The 19,107-nt window shown below is 70.7% G+C and carries 15 protein-coding genes; 3 read left to right on the top strand and 12 right to left on the bottom strand.

What is annotated here, in order from left to right:
* Positions 1-131 precede the first annotated feature (131 nt).
* The gene (locus ACFWIW_RS21400; protein ID WP_378370031.1) at positions 132-890 is read right to left on the bottom strand and encodes a twin-arginine translocation pathway signal protein; all 759 of its coding nucleotides are present in this window, start codon (positions 888-890) and stop codon (positions 132-134) included.
* A gap of 408 nt (positions 891-1,298) precedes the next feature.
* Here ACFWIW_RS21400 and ACFWIW_RS21395 point away from each other — a divergent pair, with 408 nt between their 5' ends.
* From ACFWIW_RS21395 to ACFWIW_RS21385, 3 genes are read left to right on the top strand one after another with little or no spacing between them, the layout of a single operon-like run.
* Positions 1,299-1,976 (top strand): sensor histidine kinase, encoded by a 678-nt coding sequence (locus tag ACFWIW_RS21395; RefSeq protein WP_378370030.1) that lies wholly within the window; start codon positions 1,299-1,301, stop codon positions 1,974-1,976.
* 5 nt (positions 1,977-1,981) lie between these two features.
* Positions 1,982-2,701, top strand: a complete 720-nt coding sequence (locus tag ACFWIW_RS21390) for a response regulator (protein ID WP_378370029.1) — start codon at positions 1,982-1,984, stop codon at positions 2,699-2,701.
* 30 nt (positions 2,702-2,731) lie between these two features.
* The gene (locus tag ACFWIW_RS21385; protein WP_378370028.1) at positions 2,732-3,355 is read left to right on the top strand and encodes a response regulator transcription factor; all 624 of its coding nucleotides are present in this window, start codon (positions 2,732-2,734) and stop codon (positions 3,353-3,355) included.
* 6 nt (positions 3,356-3,361) lie between these two features.
* Here ACFWIW_RS21385 and ACFWIW_RS21380 read toward each other — a convergent pair whose 3' ends face one another.
* The 11 genes from ACFWIW_RS21380 to ACFWIW_RS21330 all read right to left on the bottom strand — a co-directional run bounded on the left by ACFWIW_RS21380 (position 3,362) and on the right by ACFWIW_RS21330 (position 19,100).
* Positions 3,362-4,681, bottom strand: coding sequence for a hypothetical protein (locus ACFWIW_RS21380; protein WP_378370027.1), 1,320 nt, complete (start codon positions 4,679-4,681; stop codon positions 3,362-3,364).
* 332 nt (positions 4,682-5,013) lie between these two features.
* A complete protein-coding gene (locus ACFWIW_RS21375; protein ID WP_378370026.1) occupies positions 5,014-9,012 on the bottom strand; it encodes a VWA domain-containing protein in 3,999 nt (1,332 codons plus the stop codon).
* Positions 9,013-9,160: 148 nt separating this feature from the next.
* Entirely contained in the window at positions 9,161-10,135 is a 975-nt protein-coding gene (locus tag ACFWIW_RS21370; RefSeq protein WP_378370025.1) for a zinc ribbon domain-containing protein, read from the bottom strand.
* Positions 10,136-10,138: 3 nt separating this feature from the next.
* Positions 10,139-10,678: a phage tail protein gene (locus ACFWIW_RS21365; protein WP_378370024.1), complete on the bottom strand. Its 540-nt coding sequence runs from the start codon at positions 10,676-10,678 to the stop codon at positions 10,139-10,141.
* Complete coding sequence (locus tag ACFWIW_RS21360; protein ID WP_378370072.1) at positions 10,675-12,636, bottom strand: putative baseplate assembly protein; 1,962 nt, start codon at positions 12,634-12,636, stop codon at positions 10,675-10,677. The genes ACFWIW_RS21365 and ACFWIW_RS21360 overlap by 4 nt, the downstream gene beginning before the upstream one ends.
* Entirely contained in the window at positions 12,636-13,046 is a 411-nt protein-coding gene (locus ACFWIW_RS21355) for a GPW/gp25 family protein (RefSeq protein WP_240597074.1), read from the bottom strand. The genes ACFWIW_RS21360 and ACFWIW_RS21355 overlap by 1 nt, the downstream gene beginning before the upstream one ends.
* Before the next feature lies 1 nt (position 13,047).
* Positions 13,048-13,329: a PAAR domain-containing protein gene (locus ACFWIW_RS21350; RefSeq protein WP_240597075.1), complete on the bottom strand. Its 282-nt coding sequence runs from the start codon at positions 13,327-13,329 to the stop codon at positions 13,048-13,050.
* Positions 13,330-13,497: 168 nt separating this feature from the next.
* Entirely contained in the window at positions 13,498-15,318 is a 1,821-nt protein-coding gene (locus tag ACFWIW_RS21345) for a VgrG-related protein (RefSeq protein ID WP_378370023.1), read from the bottom strand.
* The gene (locus ACFWIW_RS21340; protein ID WP_125695727.1) at positions 15,311-16,075 is read right to left on the bottom strand and encodes a LysM peptidoglycan-binding domain-containing protein; all 765 of its coding nucleotides are present in this window, start codon (positions 16,073-16,075) and stop codon (positions 15,311-15,313) included. The genes ACFWIW_RS21345 and ACFWIW_RS21340 overlap by 8 nt, the downstream gene beginning before the upstream one ends.
* A 2-nt stretch (positions 16,076-16,077) precedes the next feature.
* Complete coding sequence (locus ACFWIW_RS21335; RefSeq protein WP_063274550.1) at positions 16,078-16,524, bottom strand: phage tail protein; 447 nt, start codon at positions 16,522-16,524, stop codon at positions 16,078-16,080.
* An 11-nt stretch (positions 16,525-16,535) separates the two neighbouring features.
* Complete coding sequence (locus ACFWIW_RS21330) at positions 16,536-19,100, bottom strand: hypothetical protein (protein WP_378370022.1); 2,565 nt, start codon at positions 19,098-19,100, stop codon at positions 16,536-16,538.
* Between the last annotated feature and the right edge of the window lie 7 nt (positions 19,101-19,107).

The raw sequence follows: 19,107 nt of genomic DNA, 5'->3' as shown, positions 1-19,107 counted from the left end.
AGGCGGCGTCTGGGTTGCCGGTCATCCACCCCCCCAAAATCCACCCACCCCCGGGCCTATGGACCCTTTCGCCGCTCCGTTTGCGCGGATGGGAGCCTTCGGCCCGAGCCGGGTCACTCGGCGGCGGTCGCCTAGTCGGGGCGGCCGACCTGCGTGTTCGACAGGTCGAGACCGATGGCGAAGTCCGCCACGTAGCCGGTTCCGCTCTGCTGCGGGCGCAGCAGCATTTGGGATCCGCCGTTGCGGTAGATCGAGTCCCGGCCGTTGGTCGTGTCGGCCGGACCTTTCCGCCGGTACGGATCGGTCCGCAGATAGGCCGCGCCGAACTCGGGCGTGAAGTAGAGCTGCGAGGTGAACTCGTACGGCCTGCCGTTGGTCCCGATGGTGCGTATTTTGACGTGGATATGCAGCGTGCGTCCGGTGTACCAGCCGGGAAGAATGGTGGTGAACCGGGCGGTGCCCGCTTGGTCGGTGTTCTGATAACCGCGCAGGAAACGGCGGCCTCGGCTTCCCTGCGACGGAATGTCGGAGTACAGCCCGAACGCGTCGCACTGCCAGAGGTCGATCATCGCACCCGCCAGCGGCGTGCACTGCTGCTGCCGAACCTGCTGAATGGTGAAATTGATGACCAGCGCGGTACCGGGAACCAGTTGCCCGGTGGACGGCTCACTGCGGATATCGGAGCGATTGAGTCGTTCGTCGACGAAATACGGACCTTCCATTTGCTCCGGCTTGACCACGCAATCCAGCGTGCAGACCCCGGGGGTGGACGTGGTGGTGCTCGCCGTGGCGGAGCCGGCGGCGGCGAGTGTCGCACCGGCGGCGCCGAGCAGAATCAACGCCTGCCGCCTGCCGAGCACCCGGCCTACCGGTTCATCGTCGTCATGCATGGGTTTCCTTTTCGCCAAATGATGGGAGCAGGGAACTGAGCGCAACAGAAGGCATTGTTCGCAGGGTGCCGCGCGAATCCGATTGTCCGGCACGGTTCGTCCACTGTCGAGAAAGTTCACTCGCGCGCATCATACTTCGAAGCGAGCACCAGCATTTTATGACCCGAATTCTCGAACCCTTATTACGGCGTTCGCCGCCGATGCGGATGGTGACCGACGGCGGCGACCATCCGCATCGGCTCCAAACCGTTACCTGAACCGGCGGCAGGCGGGGAAACGCCGGGACCGGGTCGCGCGACTAGTACTGCGAGTGACCAGAACGCTACGCCCAACCGAGCCGCGCCACCTGCGAGAACCGGTTCCCCGGACGCCACGGGAGCCGGATCATGCCGCCCGACGGGGGAGAAAATGCGCCGGACATTCGTCGTCACCGACGTCGTTCATCCTGCCGGGTACGAAGACCGGCTCCGGACGGTGCTCAACGACCTCCACGACGGCGTCGGCCCGACACTCGCCATGGCGGTGCTCGGGTTGCGGGCGGCCCGTGACCTGATCGTCCGTGACCGGGCCGGGACCGAGCGGCTCCTGTCCCGGCTGGAGGAGGAACTCTACGGCGCCATCACCGAACTGCGCCGCATCGTGACCGACGCCCGTCCGCCCGCGCTCGACGAAGCGGGTCTCGTCACGGCCGTTCGCCGGTATGCCGGGCTGCTCGCCGACCGGGTACCCGCCGAGCACGGTCCGCTCGCGGTGTCCGTCGAGGTCCGCCGCGAGCTGCCGCCGCTGTCGGCCGAGGTGGAGGTCACCGCGTACCGGATCATCCGCGAGTCGCTCGTGAACATCGCCCGCCATTCCGGCGCCCGGCAGTGCACGGTGCGTCTCTGGCCGCTGGACGGCGATCTGCGCGTGGAGATCGTCGACGACGGGGTCGGCACGAGCGGTGAGACGCCGCCCGCGGTCGGCGGGACCGGGCTGCGTTCGATGCGGGAACGCGCCGCCGGACTCGGCGGCGGCTGCGTGATCGAGCCGGTGCCCTCGGGCGGTACCCGGATCGCCGCCTGGCTGCCGCTCGCCACCAAGGAGTGAGCGCGATGTTCCCGCCCCTCCGTGTCCTCGTGGTGGACGACCATCCCGCCTTCCGGGCGGCCATCTGCGCGATGCTCCATGGCACCAACGGCATCGAGGTCGCCGGGCAGGCGGCCGACGGCCTCACCGCGGTCGCGGAAGCGGGCAGGCTGGCGCCCGACGTCATCCTGATGGACCTGAACCTGCCGGACCTCGACGGCGTCGAGGCGACCCGCCGGATCGTGAACGCCAGCCCGCACACCGGTGTGCTCATGCTGACCATGTTCGAGAACGAAGCCGCGGTGTTCGCCGCCATGCGCGCGGGGGCGCGCGGCTACCTGCTCAAGGGGGCGCGCAACGAGCAGGTCGTCCGCGCGGTCCGGGTGATCGGCGACGGCGAGGCGATCTTCAGCCCGGCGATCGCGACCCAGGTGCTTTCCCTGCTGGGCACGGAACCCCCGCGCGACGAGTCCTTCCCGAAGCTGACCGCGCGTGAACGGGAGATCATGCGGCTCATCGCGCAGGGCATGGGGAACGCCTCCATCGCCGACCAGCTGGTGCTGAGCCCGAAAACCGTGCGAAACCATGTGTCCCATATCTTCCGCAAGCTCCAGGTCACCGACCGGGCCCAGGCGATCGCCAAGATCAGGAAGGCGGGCGTCGCTCGATCGGAGCAGCAAAACGGGACATATCGGGACTCCGGATCCCTGTTCGCGAAACCCCGTCCGCACGATCCTTGTGAATGACGAAACGCCGTTCGCGGGAGGGGTTCATCGATGCTCGTCGACCAGATCCCGGTGCTGCTCCATGCCACCGACACCATCACGCACGCGGGCGTCACCGCCGCGCTGCGCGCACGCCCTGAGATCCGCTTCGCCGACGACACCGACGAACCTGCCGTCGTACTGGTCATCGTCGAGCGGCTGAACGAGGAGGCCCGGCAGCTGCTGCGCAGCCTCCACTGCGCCGGCTGCGCCGGGGTCGTCCTGGTCGCCGGGGAGGTGGACGACTCGGAACTGCTGGACGTGGTGGGCAACGGCGTCTCCGCGATCATCCGGCGGGCCGACGCCACCCCCGACACCCTGGTGCGGCTGGTGAAGGCCGCGGCCGCCGGCGAAGGCGCGCTGCCGCCGGATCTCCTCGGCCGCCTGCTGTCCCGGGTGTCCCGGTTGCAGCGGGACGTGCTGAAACCGAACGGCTGGGATCTGGCCGGGATGTCGCAACGCGAGACCACGGTGCTGCGGATGGTCGCCGACGGGTTCGAGACGAAGGAGATCGCCGACCGGCTGAGCTATTCCGAGCGGACGGTGAAGTCGATCCTGCACGACATCACCAACCGTTTCCAGCTCCGCAACCGCGCTCACGCCGTCGCGTTCGCCTTGCGCGAGGGGTTGATCTGATCCGGTCTATTCGACCCGGCCCGAGAAGGAGACCGACGGGGTGCACCGGCCGCCGCCGCCCGGCGTCTGGCAGCTGACCGCGAGGACGATCTTCTCACCGGGGGCGAACCGCCATGCCTGCAACCAGTGGTGGTCGAGGTCGCGGAAGTTCGCGAGGCCGACTTCCAGCAGGACGGTCTTGGTGCCACCGGCGTCCCGCAACAGCCGCAGGGTTCCGTTGTCACCACGCGGGTTCTGCAGGATGAGGTCGGTGACGACCAGTGTTTTCGTGGCGTCCGGCAGGGTGTAGGGGAATTCGGCGAAGCGGTTGACGTTCGAGTCGACGGCCGCGTCCGCCGCCACCCGGAAGTCGGTCGGTGTCCCGTTCGCGTTGCCCGCGGGGTTGGGGACACCGTTCGACGCCCTGGGACCGGGAGGCGCGCCGTCCGGCGGTGGGGTCAGCCCGACGGCCTTCATCGCGTCTTCGGAGTTCTGTTTGGCCTGATCGGCGTCCTTCTTCGCCTCCCCGGCGGCGCCACCGGCCTCCTGCGCGGCCTTGATCACCTCCTGGTTCTGCTCCTGGGCGGCTTCACGAGCGGCCGACTTCACCGCGGGCCTCAGCACGGTGAACCACAGTGTCACCAAGGCCAGCAGCAACACCAGCAGCGCGGCCAGCGCGGGCAGCAACCACTTCGGCAGCAGTTGCCGCTGCACCATGGTGCCTTCGGTCTTGAGCGGTTCGGCGTCGTCGGCGGTGACGAACACCTGGAAGCGGTGACGTACGGGTTGCCCGCGCAGGAACCGTTTCCGCGGCCGGGCCCGCAGGCGGATGAACGCGGCCGTGCCCGGGGCGAGATCGGCCCGGTTCCGTTCGAGCTCGAAGTCGAGCTCGTCCTCGGGGTCGAGCGCGCTCAGTTCGACGGCGACCGGATGGTTGCCGCGGTTGTCGACGGCCACTTCGAAGTCGGCCTTGGAGCCGGCCTCCACTTTCGCCGGGACGACTTCGGCGGTCACCTCGGTGAACGCGCCGAGCTGGAGGGTGCCCTCCTCGACCACCGACCCCGCCGGGTCCTCGCTCGAGAAAACCCTGACACCGAAGGGAATCAGTCCCGCCCGGACGTCGGACGACCGCGGCGGCGCGAACCGGACGACGACCGTACCCGTCTCCCCCGGCAGCAGATTCACCGTCGCCGGTTCCGCGGTGGCCCAGGCACCCGGGTCGCCGACCACCTCGACCGCGAACTGATCGACCACCCGGCCGGCGTTGCGGATGGTCACCGAGCAGCTGATCTCCTGGCCCGGTTCCGCGACCAGACCCGACTCCGACAGCGTCGCCGTTGCTCCCATACCCGGAAGTCTGCGCGTCCGGCGCCGCGATCGGCACCAGCGGACGGGTGTGCGGCCGTGCGCCGGTGGTTGCCCATAGGGGCAGCGATCGTTGTGCTCGGAACCCGCTTTCGGGCCGGTCGAAAGTCCGTGAAGGCCTCCTTGAGGGACTCTGGGTCCCTCAAGGAGGCCTTCACGGACCGGGCACAAGCGCGGCGTGGGCGGAGGCGTGACTCGCGTGATCAGGGACGTGACTCGCGTGACTGGACGCCGCACTCGGGGTGATCCGCCTTCGATCACGCGAGTTCCGCCTTCGATCACGTGAGTGCCGACGGCATCGTCAGGTGTCTCCTTCAGCCTCGGGTGATGAACGGGGGTTGCTGGGTGCGGAGCACGACAAGGATCGGATTCGACCCCACGGTCCCGAATTTCACGCCGCCCACCGAGGCCACGTTCACCGTGCGCGGGCCGATCAGGTCGTGGTGGAAGATCAAGAAGTACGCCTCGAACCTGCCATCGGCGCCGACCGTGACCAGCCCTGGCGCGGAGATACCCGCCGACCAGGCCAGCCGGACCACCGCGCCCGGCGGGAAATCCGTTCCCCGCACCCGCGGGACGAAGCCGAGGGTGCCGATCTTCGGATCCAGCTCGACCACCGGCTGCCGGACCACCACACGCGCGTTCGCGGTGTTGTCCCCGGCGTTGTTGTCCGGTCCGGTCGTGCTCACCGTTCCGGACACCTGGCCGTCGAAAGCGGCCTTCGCGGCCAACGAGATCCGGACCGCGACCGTCTGCCCCGGCCCCAGCGTCCCGAGCGCGCAGCTTCCGCCACCGGGCACACAGCCGGGCGCGGCCGAAGTCGCGGGAAGCCCGGGCGGCAGCTGGGTCACGAGCCGGACGGCCGGCATCGCGGCCTGGGAACCGTTGTGCACCAAGTAGGTCAGCACCACGTCGTCGCCGCCGGTGAACAGCGGGACCGCCGAGACCGACATCCCGACCGACAAGGACCCGGGAGTCACCGGTGGCGCCGGCTTTTCGCCGACCGTCACGACCGCAGTGGCGGAGTTGTTCCGTGCGTCGGCGTCGGGACCGGCCGTGGTGACCGTTCCGGTCGCCGCCTGCGCCCCGGCGGCCAGGCCGGTCGCGCCGAACCGCACCCGCACCTCCTCGCCCGGCACCAGCGTGCCGAACGCGCACACCAGCTCGGGTGTACAGGTGCCCTTGGTGGGGATTGCGGCCGACGGCCGCAATCCGGCCGTCAGCCGGACGAACAGCCCCACCACGGGCGACGCGGTCGCGCCGCGGTTGGTGACGACGAATTCGACCGTGGTGAGCCCCTCGAACGGGATCGCGGCGGGTACGGCGCTCGTGCTCACGGCGAGGTCGGGGATCCGCTGGAACGTGGGCTGCGAGGCGCCACCGGGGCCGTCGATCAGGATCCGGCCGTCGCCGCCGGTGAACGGAACGACCGCGATCCGTGGCGGATCCTCGCTCGGCGAGTTCGTGTACGCGACGAGCCCGCCGTCCGGCGACCAGGCCGGATCGTCGACGTATCCCGTGCGCTGCACCAGGATCCGGGCCGCACCCCCGTCGGCGGGAGCCACGCAGACCAGCCCGTAGCCGCTCTGGAACGCGAGGGTGGCCCCGTCCGGCGAGACGTCCGCCGCGCCTTCTTCGCCGGCGCCGCAACCCGGCCCGAACAGCGACGAAAGGTCACGCTGGTCTCCCGGCACGACGACGTCCGGCGAAGGCTGGGTCAGGGTGACCTGCCACAACTGCTTCCGCCGGTCTTCTCCCGGCGGGGCGACGGCCATGACCGCGGTCTCGACGGCGGTGCCGTTCTTCCCTCTCGCCGTGCAGGTCACCGTGGTGGCACCGACCGGGAACAGGCTTCCGGACAAGGGGACGCAGCTCGGCTCGAGCCTGCTCCCGTCCACGTCCACCGCGGTCGCGGGGTACTCGATCACCATCGGGCCGGTCCCGGTCACCGTCCGGTCGTGCAGCGTGATCAGTGGCAGAGCCGGATCCTTGACGCGGACGGTGACGTTCTCGGTGTAACCCGGCCGCACGGTGGTTTCCCCGTTCAACCGGAACTCCACGCGGCAACGCAGGAAAGAACCCGGCGCGGCCGTCTGGGACACCGTCGCCGTTTCGGTGAACCGCGCCTTCGCGCCGCCTGGGACGCTTTGCGGGCCCGCGGGATCGAACGTCATCGTCAGGCCCGGATCGCAGAAGCTCACCGGCTGGACGCTGACCGGGAGGTCACCGATTCCCGCGATGATCGCCTCCGAGATCCGGCCGGGGTCGGTGCCGGGCGTGAGCACACCGTCGGTGGCGCTGGTGATCGCGGTCGCCTGTCCCCGCGCGTCGAGGCCGCGGTCGGGATCCGTGCTCGGCCCGCCGGTGACCGCGGGAACGGCCACCACGCTGATCTTCGCCGCGTTCAAGGCGGCGATCACCTCCGCCCGGGTGTCCGGTGGGGTCTCGTGGCTCGCCGCGTCGCCGACCAGGACGATGACCCGGCTGCTGCCCGGGCGGAAGGTGATGGCTCCGGTCGCGATCTTCCGCAAGGCCAGAAGCCAGTCCTCGGCGGTGTCTCCGCCGCCGTCCGCCTTGATCCGGGCGAACGCGTCGGACAGCAGTTTCCGCTCGGCGTCGGTACCCGCCGGGGTCAGCGGTTGCTGAACGTGGAACGGCCGCGGGGCCGGGTCTTTCGCGTCGCCGAAGGCCACGACGGCGAAGTTCGCTTCCTTCTCCCGCTCCCGCACGCTGTCGACGACCGCGCCGAGGTTCGTCTTGACGTCCTCGATCACCCCGCCCATGGAGCCGGTCTGGTCCATCAGCAGGACGACGTCCGGCAGGGACCGGATCCGGTCGGTCTCCACCGTCTTGCCGATCCGCGCCGAACCGCCCCGCCCGACCGGGACGTCCACCACCGCGGGGTCCACTCTGGACGGTCCCGGCGGCCCGATCCGGGTGGCCGCGCGGGTGAGCGTGATCTTCGCCCCGTCCGCCGACCACACCGGCTGCGAGTCGTCACCGCGCAGGTGTGCCGGGATCGGGATGTCGCCGAGCGGACGGCCGTCCGCGACGCGCACGATCCTCACGAAGCTGTCGGAACCCTCGCCGCTCGACACGGTCCGGGTGAACGCGATCTTCGTCGCGTCCGGCGACCAGGCCGGGTGGCGTTCCCGTTTGCCGCGCTCGGCCGCGGTCAGCGGTCGCGGTGCGCCGCCGTCGGCGTTCGCCACGACGACCTGACTGTTCCGGCTCTCACCGGTGCCGAATTCCGTGTAGGCCAGCGAAGTCCCGTCCGGGGAGAAAGCGGGATCGGCTTCGTCCGCGTCCGGCCGGTTCGTGAGATCGCGGCGGTCACCGCCGCGTGCGTCCGAGCTCCAGATGTCGGTGGTGGCCCCACCGTGGAGCCGGGTGAACACCGGCTGCCCATCGGCGCGGAAGGCCGGTTCGGTCTCGCCGACGCCGGACAGCGCGGAGATCACCGAGACCTGACCGCCCGCGACCTGTTTGACGTCACCGAGCGGATCCGGTTGCCGGGTGGTGAAGGCCAGCCGCGCGCCGTCCGGCGACCACGCGGGCTCGGACGAGTCGCCGGGCTCCGGTACCGCCCGGGTGACCGCGCCACCGGTTTCGGCCATGACCACGACGTCCCCGGCCGGGTCGAATCTGGTGGTGGTGAACGCGATCCGGCCACCGGTGGGGGCCCAGGCGGGCTGGGTGTCCGCGCCGGGATCGGTGGTCAGGCGCGTCGGCGCGCCGCCGCCCGACGGCACGGTGTAGAGGTCGCCGGCCGGATCCTCGCCGGTGCCGCTGAACACGAGACGGCGGCCGTCGGGCGACCAGCTCGGCGAATCGTCCGCGGCCGGTCCGGAGGTGACCTGGCGCAGCCCGCGGCCGTCGACGCCGATCACGAAGACGTCCTTGCTGCCCGTACGTTCCGAGACGAACGCGACCGACGACCCGTCGGGCGACAACGCCGGATTCGTGTCAGCGGCCGCGTCGTCGGTCAGGCGCGACGGCACCCGGGTGCCGTCGCGCAGATACCAGATCTCGCCGTCCCGCTCGGCACCGTCGCGGACGGCCCGTTTGCTCACCCACACCAGGCCGCCTTTGCCCGCGGACGCGTCGGAATCGACGCTCCCGGCGCCCGGCGGCAGTGCCTCGCCGGAAGCCTGGAACAAGCCCGTGGTGGCGGCGCTGACGTACCCGACGCGGTACGGCGCGGCGGGAGGCGCGGGCTGCTGCGCCGCGGTCGGCGCGAGCACCCCGGTGATCGCCGCTCCGCCCAGCACCGCGACGAACGCGATCGCCGCCACCGCTCGGTTCGGGCGCATGGTCATCCAGTCCTTCCTCGGTGGCGGCTGCCGGATCGTGTCGCGAGGGAGCGGAGACCACTTCCACTGACGTTGCGAAAGCCACTTTCCCAACCTCCAACGTTGCGAAAGTGGCTTTCGCGACACGCCACTTCCGCCGTACCTCTCCTCAGCCGGTCTCGAACAGTTCGATCTCGGAGATCGCGACGTCCATGCCTTCCAGCGAGCGATGCAGCCCGACCACGTGCAGCTCGACGCCCGTCGCACCCGCGCTGTTCTCGATCGGGACCTCCTGGGCGTCCGGCGTGTCGGCGAGCACCATGTCGTAGGTCTTGCCCGTGGAGAACACGAGATGCAGGGTTTTCGGCCGATGCGCGGCTTGGTAGTTCGCGGGGTTGCCGGAATGCACGATCGCCTTACGCAGGTCCACCGGGCGGTCGAAGGTGAACACCAGCACGGGCTCGCTCTGGACGCCCGCCGCCCAGAAGGTGTTCGTGGCGTTGTCGCTGGCCAGGTTCCCCGGATGGCCGGGCGACTGCGCGTTCGCGGTCACCTTGCTCGGGCGCACCGGGTTCAGCTTCGTCTCGAAGATGCCCGTCACCTGGCCCCACAGACCGACCGCGGCGGTGTTGATCGCGCCACGGAACGGCTGGTACAGCGCGTAGATCAGCGCCGAGAGCACCAGCATCACCGCGATCACCCGGCGGACGGCCTTGCCGACGCTGCGTCGCGCGGCGCCGGCCCGGCCGGCACGGCGGCGGACACCGTCCTTGCCCGGCCGCTCCCCCGCCTTGTGCTCCCGGGGGCCGCGGCGGAACAGCCGACGCCACCACGAGGTCTTCACGACCTCCGACTCGGCCAGGGACGCGCCGCACCGGCCGCAGAAGTTGCGGGTGGGCACGTTGCCCTTGCCGCATCTGCCGCAGATCAGGTCGCCCGGATTGAGCACCTGCTCCTCAAGCGTCCGCTGCTGCGGCTGCCGGACCGGCGCGAGCGGTTCGGCGGGCTGCACGACCTGGGCCTGGGCGACCGGCTGACGCACCGCGACGGGTTCCTCGTCGTCCCATTTCAGATACCGTCCGCATTCGCCGCAGAACTCGACGTCGGCGGGGCCCTGATGCCCGCATTCCCGGTAGATGACCATCGCCTACCCCTCCACCACTTCGACCGTGACGCGCACGTGGGCCGGCACCGCGTCCACGACCGTCGCCGTCAGCCGCCGTTCGTCGATCCGGTCCCGCTCGGGCACCCGCACCCGCACGTGGACCCACGGCGGTCCCGGATCCGGGAGCGGCGCCCCGGGCTCCGGCGACGCCACGACACCGCCGCTGTCGGTCACTTCGACCGCGCCACCGGTCAGCAGCCGCACGTGCTCGGCGAGCCCGCGCTGCGTTCCGCGCCACCGATGCAGTTCGACCGACCGGGTCACGAGTTCGCGCAGCCGGACCGGGCTCCAGCCTTCGTCGACGCGCAACGCCACCCAATGCGCCAGCCAGCCGACGAAATCCTCCGGCGCCAGGTTCGGGTCGAGGTAACCCGAGAAGTTGTCCAGCGTCGCGAAGACCGGTGCGAGCACTTCGTCGAGCGCACCGGTGAAGCCCTGGACGAACCGGTCCTCGGCGTAGACCGAGGGCAGTTGCTCGCCGATCGGGTGCGGGCTCGGCAGTCCCGGCACGGCCGCTCTCATCGATCCCCCTCCCGGACCCGGACCTGGTGCCCGAACGAGAACGCGAGCGCGTGGGGCGGCAGGTCGAGCCGGTCGACCTGCTCGCCGCGTTCCCGCGTGACCGGGTTGGCCGCGAACAGGCGCACGTCTTCGACCATCTCGACCCCGGGAAGCCGTTGCAGCACCGCGAAGACCTCGCCCGACTGCACCGGACGGCCGAACGGCCAGCCGTCGCCGTCCGGTCCGCCGGTGAGCGGATTGAAGTAGTCGTAGAGCGCTTGCGTCGCCCGCGGGCCGAGGGCGCCGGGGCTGGTCCGGCGGCGCGACCGCAGCCGGGCGACGACCGTGACGCCGTGGTAGAACGGCGCTTCCACGGACACGAGCGCGCCGACACAGCGGCGTTCGTCGAGATGGCGCTCGATCCGGGTCCGCATCCCGGGGTCGAGCATCAGCGTCGCGAACTTCAGCTCGCCGGTGTCGGGAACGGCGGGTACGACGAGGACGCGGATCGCGCCGGTCTCGCGGCCGTCGGGGCCGTGCGCGGGTACGCAGCGCACCCTCGCCGCCTCCGGCGCGGCCTCGCGCGCGATCTGTTCGTAGTCCTCGGCGGTGACGGCGCGGTCGCGGGTGCGCAGCAGCAGCGGGCCGCGGACCGCCGCGTCCCGTACCGACTCGCCGTCCACCCCGCCGGTCGCCGGACGCCGGTTCACCACAGTGCTGACGAACGGGATCGGATCCCGTTGCACCTCGAGCACCTCGCGGGCGACGTTCCCGCGCCGTCCGCCACCGGCCCGGTAGGCGGGCACCCGGATCGCCGCGGCCTTGGCCGGAACGGCGCCGTAGTACCGGATGCCACCCTCGGGCTGGCGCACGGCCGGGCCGAACGCGATCTCACCGGCGACCCGGTCGAGCTGGACGTGCCGGTCGTCCGGGCCCGACTCGGCGAACGAGGACACTTCGGTCCACTCCTGCCAGCCGTCGGGACCGGACACCTCCACGATCAGCTCGTCCCCGCCGGCGACCACCGGACGCCTGCCGAGCGGGAACCGCTGTCCCGGCAGACCGTCCGAGGTGCCGACGATCTCGCCGCGCACGACCTCGGCGTGCACCGCGCCGACCGTGCCACCGATCGTCGACGCCTCGGCCGAGCGCAACCGCGGCGACCGCTGGAAGAACGGCTGATGCTGCTTCGGTTCCGTCAGGCGGCAACGGATCCAGCCCGCGTGCCGCCCGGCGAGCACCGACTCCGTGTGCCCGGGCGGCACATGCAGCACGACGTCCCCTGGCCGGTTGAACGCGCCGGTGCTGTCCCGGTCGATCTCGCCACCGATCCAGCCGTGCCCGTCCCAGGCCTCCCACACCCACGGCGGGTCGTGCGGATCGACACCCTGTCCCTCGACCTCGCAGTCCATCCGCAGCAGCACCGCACAAGCGGGCACGGCATTCGACAGTCCGAAGTAGACGGCGTCGCCGGGCGCGGGGCTTTCGGCGAAACACGCGGGTTCGCCGCCGACCAGCAGCTCGTCGGTGCGGTCGACCGGCGGCACACCGGGGTCGGCGCCACCGGTCGCCAGGCCCGCGAGCGAACACGGCACGATCGTCAGCGTGCGCTCCACGGTGAACACGACCGGGTCCTCGGCCTCGTCGCGCACACTCGCGACCTGTTTCCCCTCGGAGACGACCACCGGGACGTCACGCGCCGCCGAGAGCCAGAACGTCACGTCGGTGCGCGCGGCGGTCGGTGCGAACAAGCGCACGCCGATGAGGTCGAGGAACCGCAGGTAATGCAGGTCCGGCACCCGGTTGAGCCGGTAGAGCACCTGGTCGACCATCTGCGCGAACGTCTCGATCAGCGTCACGCCGGGATCGGAGACGTTGTGGTCCGTCCATTCCGGACAGTTGCGCTGGACGAGGTACTTCGCTTCGTCGACGAGGTCCTGGAACCGGCGATCGTCGAGGTTGGGCATGGGCAGCGACATCACGCACCGTCCTCAGTGGACTCGTGCGGCGGGATCACGTAGAACGGGAAGACCAGGTTGCGCGGGTCGTTGGTGCCGCGCAGCTGGTACTTGATGTCGATCAGCAGCGTGCCGCGCTCGGCCTCCGAGAACCCGACCACGACATCGGTGAGCGTGATCCGCGGCTCCCACCGCTCCAGCGCGGTGCGCACCTCGTAGGCGATCTGCCCGGCGGTGGCCGAATCGGCGGGCGCGAACACGAGATCGTGCACCGCGCAGCCGAACTCCGGTCGCATCGGCCGTTCACCGGGAGCGGTGGCCAGTATCAGCCGGATGCTCTCGACGACTTCGCGTTCACCGCTGACCAAGGCGATCGAGCCCGTCGCGTCGGTGCGCACCGGGAACGCCAGCCCTCTGCCGAGGAAATCCACGTCAGCCTCCGATCAGGACGGTCGGGCAGCCAAGGACGATCGGCGCGCCGCAGGCGGCCAGGTCGCCCATACGCGCCGCGGGCAGGCCGCCGATCAGCACCGTCGGGCAGCCCGGCGGCACGATCGGTGTCGGCGGATGCACCGCGGGCGGCGGGAACGAGCAGGTGTGCGGCGTGCCGACGGTGGCGGCGGGCATCCCGCCGATGAGCACGGTCGGCACACCGGGCCCGGCGATGACGCCCGGATGCCCGGTCGGGTCGCCGACCCTCGCGGCTGGTGGCATGCCTGCTCCCTTCAGTGTCCGTCGGCGGGTATCGGTTGCTGGTCTGCCTGGCGGGCGTAGTCGCCGGCGCGTCGCGAAAGCCACTTTCGGGACGTCAGGTGTCGCGAAAGTGGCTTTCGCGACCTGCCGCAAGCGTCCGTGCCGGTTTCCGCAGACATCTCAGCCCCCTCAGTTGATCTTGACCACGCTGCCGCGCACGGTCACGACACCGCTCGCCGTCAGCTCCGCCTGGCCCTGTCCCTTGACCGAAACCGTCGCGCCTTCGACGTTCACGCCCGCCGTCCCGGACAGCTTCAGGCTGCTGCCCGCCTCGATGGTCGCGTCGGTCGACGACTTCACGGAAACCTTCTGGCCCTTGAGCTCCAGCGGACCGGTGCCCGCGTCGATGCTCACCCCGTTCCGCGCCTTCACCGTGACGCCTTTGCCGCTGGTCACTTCGATCATCTGGTTCTTCTGGTCGAGTTTGACCACCAGCTTCCCGTCCCCGGAGGCGACGACGATGCCGTCCTGCTCGGCGAATTCGAGCTTGTGTCCCTTGCGGGAGACGAAGCCCCGCACGACGATCTCGCCGCTGGTGCCGTCGATCGGCGGCGCGGTGAACTTCGGGACCGCGTCGGCGCCGTTGTAGAGCCCGCCGAGGACGTACGGGGCCTCGAAGTCGCCTTGTTCGAAGCCCACGAGCACTTCGTCGCCGACCTCGGACATCACCATCGCGCCCCGCCCGTTCCCGGCGCCGGGTTGCACCGTGCGCGCCCAGTTGCTGGTGAATTCCTGATCCAGCCAGGGAAAAGTGAGCTTGACCCGGCCGAGCCCGGCGGGATCCTTGGCGTCGCTGATCACCGCGGGCACCACTCCGGGCCACGCCGAAGTCCTGGAGCCACCGGCGACCAGCCCGTAGAGGGAGCGTTCCTGCCTGCCGGAGACGGCGAACTCGGTGGTGTAACCGACTTCCGCGTTGAACAGATGCCGGGTGCTGGTGAGCGTGTACTTGCCGGCGAACGGTTTGCCGACGCCGGTCAGCGTCACCGCCGCGCCCGCACGGAGCTTCGGGTTGCCCTTGGCCACCCCGTCGAGTTCGGTGCAGGCGCCGCCGAGCCGTTCGGACAGCGCGACCGCCGCCGCCTTGGCCTCGGCCTGGGTCCGGCGCGGGGTGTCCGCCGAGACGTACTTGGGGCTGGAGAACTTTTTCGCGAGCGCGACCGGGTCGACGCCCTCGACCTCGGTTCCCGCGTTCTTCGGCTTTTCGACGGCCACCACGGGCTTCTTGGTCGTGATGTCCCAGCCGCGGGCCTCGACCTCGGGTACCTGCTCGGCCGCGGTGACGCTGGCGCGCAGGCTGACCAGTGTCCGATGCGCCTCGAGCACCAGCGGGTCGGTGTTGGCCTTCGCGGTGGTGGCGGGAGCGGTCGACGGCTTCTCCGCGAGACGGAAGTTCAGCGCGCCCTCGCGCACGGCGATCTGGGCGCCGACCGACTCCGCCAGCCGGGAGAGGAAATCCCAGTCGCTCACGTTGTCCTGGCTGAACTGCGTATGCGGACGGCCGCCGACACCGGGGACCGGATCGATCTTGCCGACCTTCAGCCCGGCGCGCTGGGTCACCTTGGTGACGACGTCCGCGAGGGTCATCCCCGGGTAGACCGCGACCCGGCGGCCACGGAACAGGCGGTGCGCGTGGTCGTAGCCGCGCACCTCGGTGAAGGTGCCGATCCGGTCGAGGTCGATCGCGACCGCGGTGACCTCGCCGGAAAGCAGTTCCTGCGGCGCTTCGGGATCGGAGGTCTGCACCTTCAGCTTGATCTGCGCGCCGACGGTGAACTTCCCCTTGTCCAGTACCACGTGCCCGGAGTCGCGGAACCGCAGGACGAACATGTCCGGCAGGTTCCGGCTGTCGTCGACATAGGCGTAGGAGAGCAGCGTCTTCACGTCGTCGGGCAGCGGCCCCCCGGCGACCTCGACGATGAGGTTGTTCGCGAAACTCTCGTTAGCCATCGAGTTCCTCCAGCGCCGGCACGAGCAACCGGGTGCCCGGCCGCAGCCGCATCGGGTCGTCGATGTCGTTGGCGTCGGCGATCTCGCGCCACTTCCCCGCGTCGCCGTAGGCACGGAACGCCACTGCCTGCAGGGAATCGCCGGCGACGAACACATGGGTGTCCCGCGCCGCCAGCGCACCGGAGGTCGGGTTCTGCCCGCTCAGCTCGCCGGCGATCTCCTCCAGGTTCACCGTGCACACCGCGCGTACCGGAGTGCCCGAAGGCGTGAACAGCGTGTACTTCGCGGTCACACTGGCGACATACGCGGGGAAGCCGGTCATCCCGCCCCATTTGAAGATCACCCACGGCGGCGAACCCTTGCCGTGCTGGCGGCTTTCCTCGGTGGCGACACAGCAGGTGAAGAGCTGCTCGACCTTCTTGACGACGGCGTCGTCCATCTTGTCGGTGGCGTCGAGGAACATCTCCAGCGCGAGCTTGCACGGATCCGAGCCCTTGAACTCGGGTGGCCCGCTCTTCTTCGCGTTGCGCTGCGGATCACGGGCCCATTTGGCGTTCTTGGTGAGCGAGAGTTCCTTGGGGTTGAACTGGAACTTGATCTCGAACAGTTTGGCGCCGGGCTGCCCGGTGCCCCCGGACTGCGGGGGTTTGCGGACCTCGAGCAGTGCGCGCTGGAGGTTGTTCGGCGCCGGTTCGCCGGAGCCGTACGCCGCGGGCGGCTGGGATCCGGCGGAGGTGAAGGTGACGGGTGAGGACATGGCTAGCCCTTCTTCGCCGGGCTGAGAAAGCCGTGGTGGGCCAATTCGAGCGTCTCGGTGGCGACCTTCGGCGAGTCGGGCGAAAGTTGCGGCCCGCTCCAGCGCACGGGCACGACCCCCTCCAGCGACCAGCTGGCGATCACGGTGCCTTCGAGGGTGCGCGCTTCGATGGTCGCGGTCTTGCGCTCGATGCCGCCCGCCATCCCGGCGAACCACTTCGTGATCTGCGAGCTGGCTTCGGTGACCGGGCGGGAGAGCTTGATGTTGGAATACTTGATCCGTGTCGGGAGCTGCCAGACCATCCCGTTGTTGCCGCCTTCTTCCCGCTGCTCCATGACGAACTCGCAGCCCAGCCCGTCACAACTGCTGAATGCGCCGAGGTTGCCGAGGTTCTTGTCGTCGAGCTTGACGACGTAACAAACGGCGACGGCTTCTTCCGCGTCCGGCATCGGCTTCTCCTTCAGTGCGGGCGATCGGTGAGCGCGCCGCGGCGCTCACGGTCGAGTCGGAGTTCGGTCTTCAGCCGCCGCAGCAGCGGGTCGAAAAGCTTCTTGACGAGTTCCTCGGTCTCCGGCTGCGCCGCCGGGGCAGACGCGGCCGCCGTCGCGGGCACCGGCGCAGCGGGCGCCGGCGGTGCGACGGGCTCCGGCGGTGGTGTTTCCGGCTCACGCTGGACGGCCGGGGTTTCGGCCGGTCGCGGCACGACGACGGGTGGCAGCTCGAGCACGAGGCCGTTCTCGCCCGGTGCAGCGCGTGGCGCCGTGCGCATAACGTCCATTGTGGACTGTTCGCCGGTCACGGCTTCGACGGTCCTCGCCACTGGAAGCGCCTGCCACGGGAAGGCTCCGGCATCATTCCGTCGAGCGACCGGCGGCAACGCGACCTTCGTGGCCGTAAGCGTCTCCGCGAGCTGCGAGCGGGGCTCGTGGACGCGTTGGATGGCCCGCGGTGCCGAGGCGTCCACGACGCGGGCGGACGGCAGCGGATTCGGGAGCGGCGGAGCCTCGATCAGGCGGGACACGGGCAGTTCCGGGAGCGGCGTGGCAGCGCTCTCCCCGCCCGTCAAGGCGGCGAGGGTCGGCCGGTCCACCGTTTCCGGTACGGGTGCTGCCGCGATCGTGCCGTCGACGACTCGTGCCACCGGCAGCGGTGACGTCGAGGTCGCCGCTGCCGGTGGCGCGCCCACCGAGCCGCCCGGCGTCCCGGGCGGCTCCGAGGTTTCTGTTGTCCCGGACCGGATCCGTGGCGATTCGGGCGGGTGGACCGTGGTGCCGGGGGAAGATCGCGACGAGGTGCCCGCCGTCAGGCCCGGCGGCGGTTCGACCGCCCGCGAAACCAAGACCGGCGCGACCGAAGTCTCCCCCGACGGCTCGTGCACCAGCTTCCGAACCGCTGCATCGGACCGCTGCACCACCTCAGGTTCCGACGGCGGTTCGATCGCCCGGGAGACCAGGATCGGGGCGTCCGGAGCCTCCCCCGATGGCTCGTGCACCGGCCTCCGAACCGCAGCATCGGACCGCTGCACCACCCCGGGTTCCGACGACGACTCGACCACCCGCGAAACCACGACCGGCACGTCCGGAGCCTCCCCCGATGGCACCGGCGTCCGAGCCGAGGTCTCGGACCGCGACACCTGGGGTTCCGGCGACGACTCGACCGCCCGCGAGGCCAGGACCGGCGCGTCCGCCGGTGGCTCGTCCCGCAGGCGCTGCACCGGTTTCTGGGCCGAAGGCACGTCCTGGGGTTTCGGCGGCGGAAGCTCCCGGACCGGTTGGACGACCGAATGCCGGGCGGCCTCCGGTGCGGAGGACCGAACCGAAGCCCCGGACGGCGGCACCTCCCGATGGTCCGGCGCCGCGAGCTCCCGGACAGGGTCGCCTTCCGGCCCCCTGGCGGCCATCGGTGCGGAGATCCGGGACTCGGACAGCGGGCCCGCAGCCGTCGTCTCCACGGCCGTGGCCGGAGGAGTCCACACCTCCTCCGCCACCATCCTGGCCACCGGCCGCGGGACCTCGTCCGCCATCGGCGCCGGGGCGGCAGGTTCTGCGGGAAGCACCGAGGTCTCGACGTCGCCCGCCAGCGGAGCGTCCGCTTCGGCGACATCGTTTTCGACGACGGGTACCGGGGGAACGGGTGTCCCGGCGGGGCCCGGGTCCGGCAAGATCGGTGCGCCGAGTCCCAGCCGCCGCGGGACCGCCTCGACCTGTTCCGTCCGCTGGACGACCGGTAGCGCGGGCCTCGGCGCTTCGACCGGCCGCGGGGGCACGACGTCAGAGGCGGATGGGGCGGCGGGAAGCGGGTCCGGGGTCTGGACCGGCACGGTCTCGGCGGCGATCGGATCGGTCTCGGCGACGATCGGATCAGGCTCGGTCGCGATCGGGCCAGGGTCGAGCCGGGACTGCTCGACCACGGGCTCCGGCGTGCGGAGCGGAGCACTCGGGGTTTCCGGCCGGATCGCCTGGACAGTCCGCACCGGCGGGCGCGCCGGGACCATCGCCGGACCGGCGGAGGTCAACGGCATCGACGGCCGGTCGGGTTCACGCGACGCGGCCGCGACGGCCGGTAGCACGAGCACGGCGGCGGGCTCGAAAGCCGGCTCCTCAGGCAACGGCTGCACGGTCTCCGCCGAGGACACCGGAGCATCCGTTCCGGACGCCGGAGTCTCCGGCTCGGCGGCGCGCTGCACCGACGTACCCCAAAGACGTGACAGCACACCGCGTTTACGGGCCGCCCGCTGCACGACGGGCATGTCCGGCACAGGGGTTTCGGCCGTCCGCGCGAGACCATCGATGACACCCGAGGGCTCCGCCGGACCGACCCGATGCCCCAGCGGCTCCAGGTAGGCCGGGCTCTGCCAGGACGTCAGCGAGGAACTGAAGCTCCGCACCGGATTGATCAGCGGATGCTCGGCGACGACGCGCTGGATCGGCGGCAGGCTTCGCCATTCGGCGCGGGTCACCGGCAGTACGGCCGGTGACGGCGCTTCCGGGGGCGAGCCCGGCTCCTTCCTGCGCCACGTCCACATCGAAGCG

The sequence above is a fragment of the Amycolatopsis sp. NPDC058340 genome, assembly GCF_042723975.1.
Lineage (GTDB): Bacteria > Actinomycetota > Actinomycetes > Mycobacteriales > Pseudonocardiaceae > Amycolatopsis.
Note: the sequence above shows the minus strand (reverse complement) of the source record. Positions and strands in the feature narration are given on the sequence as shown.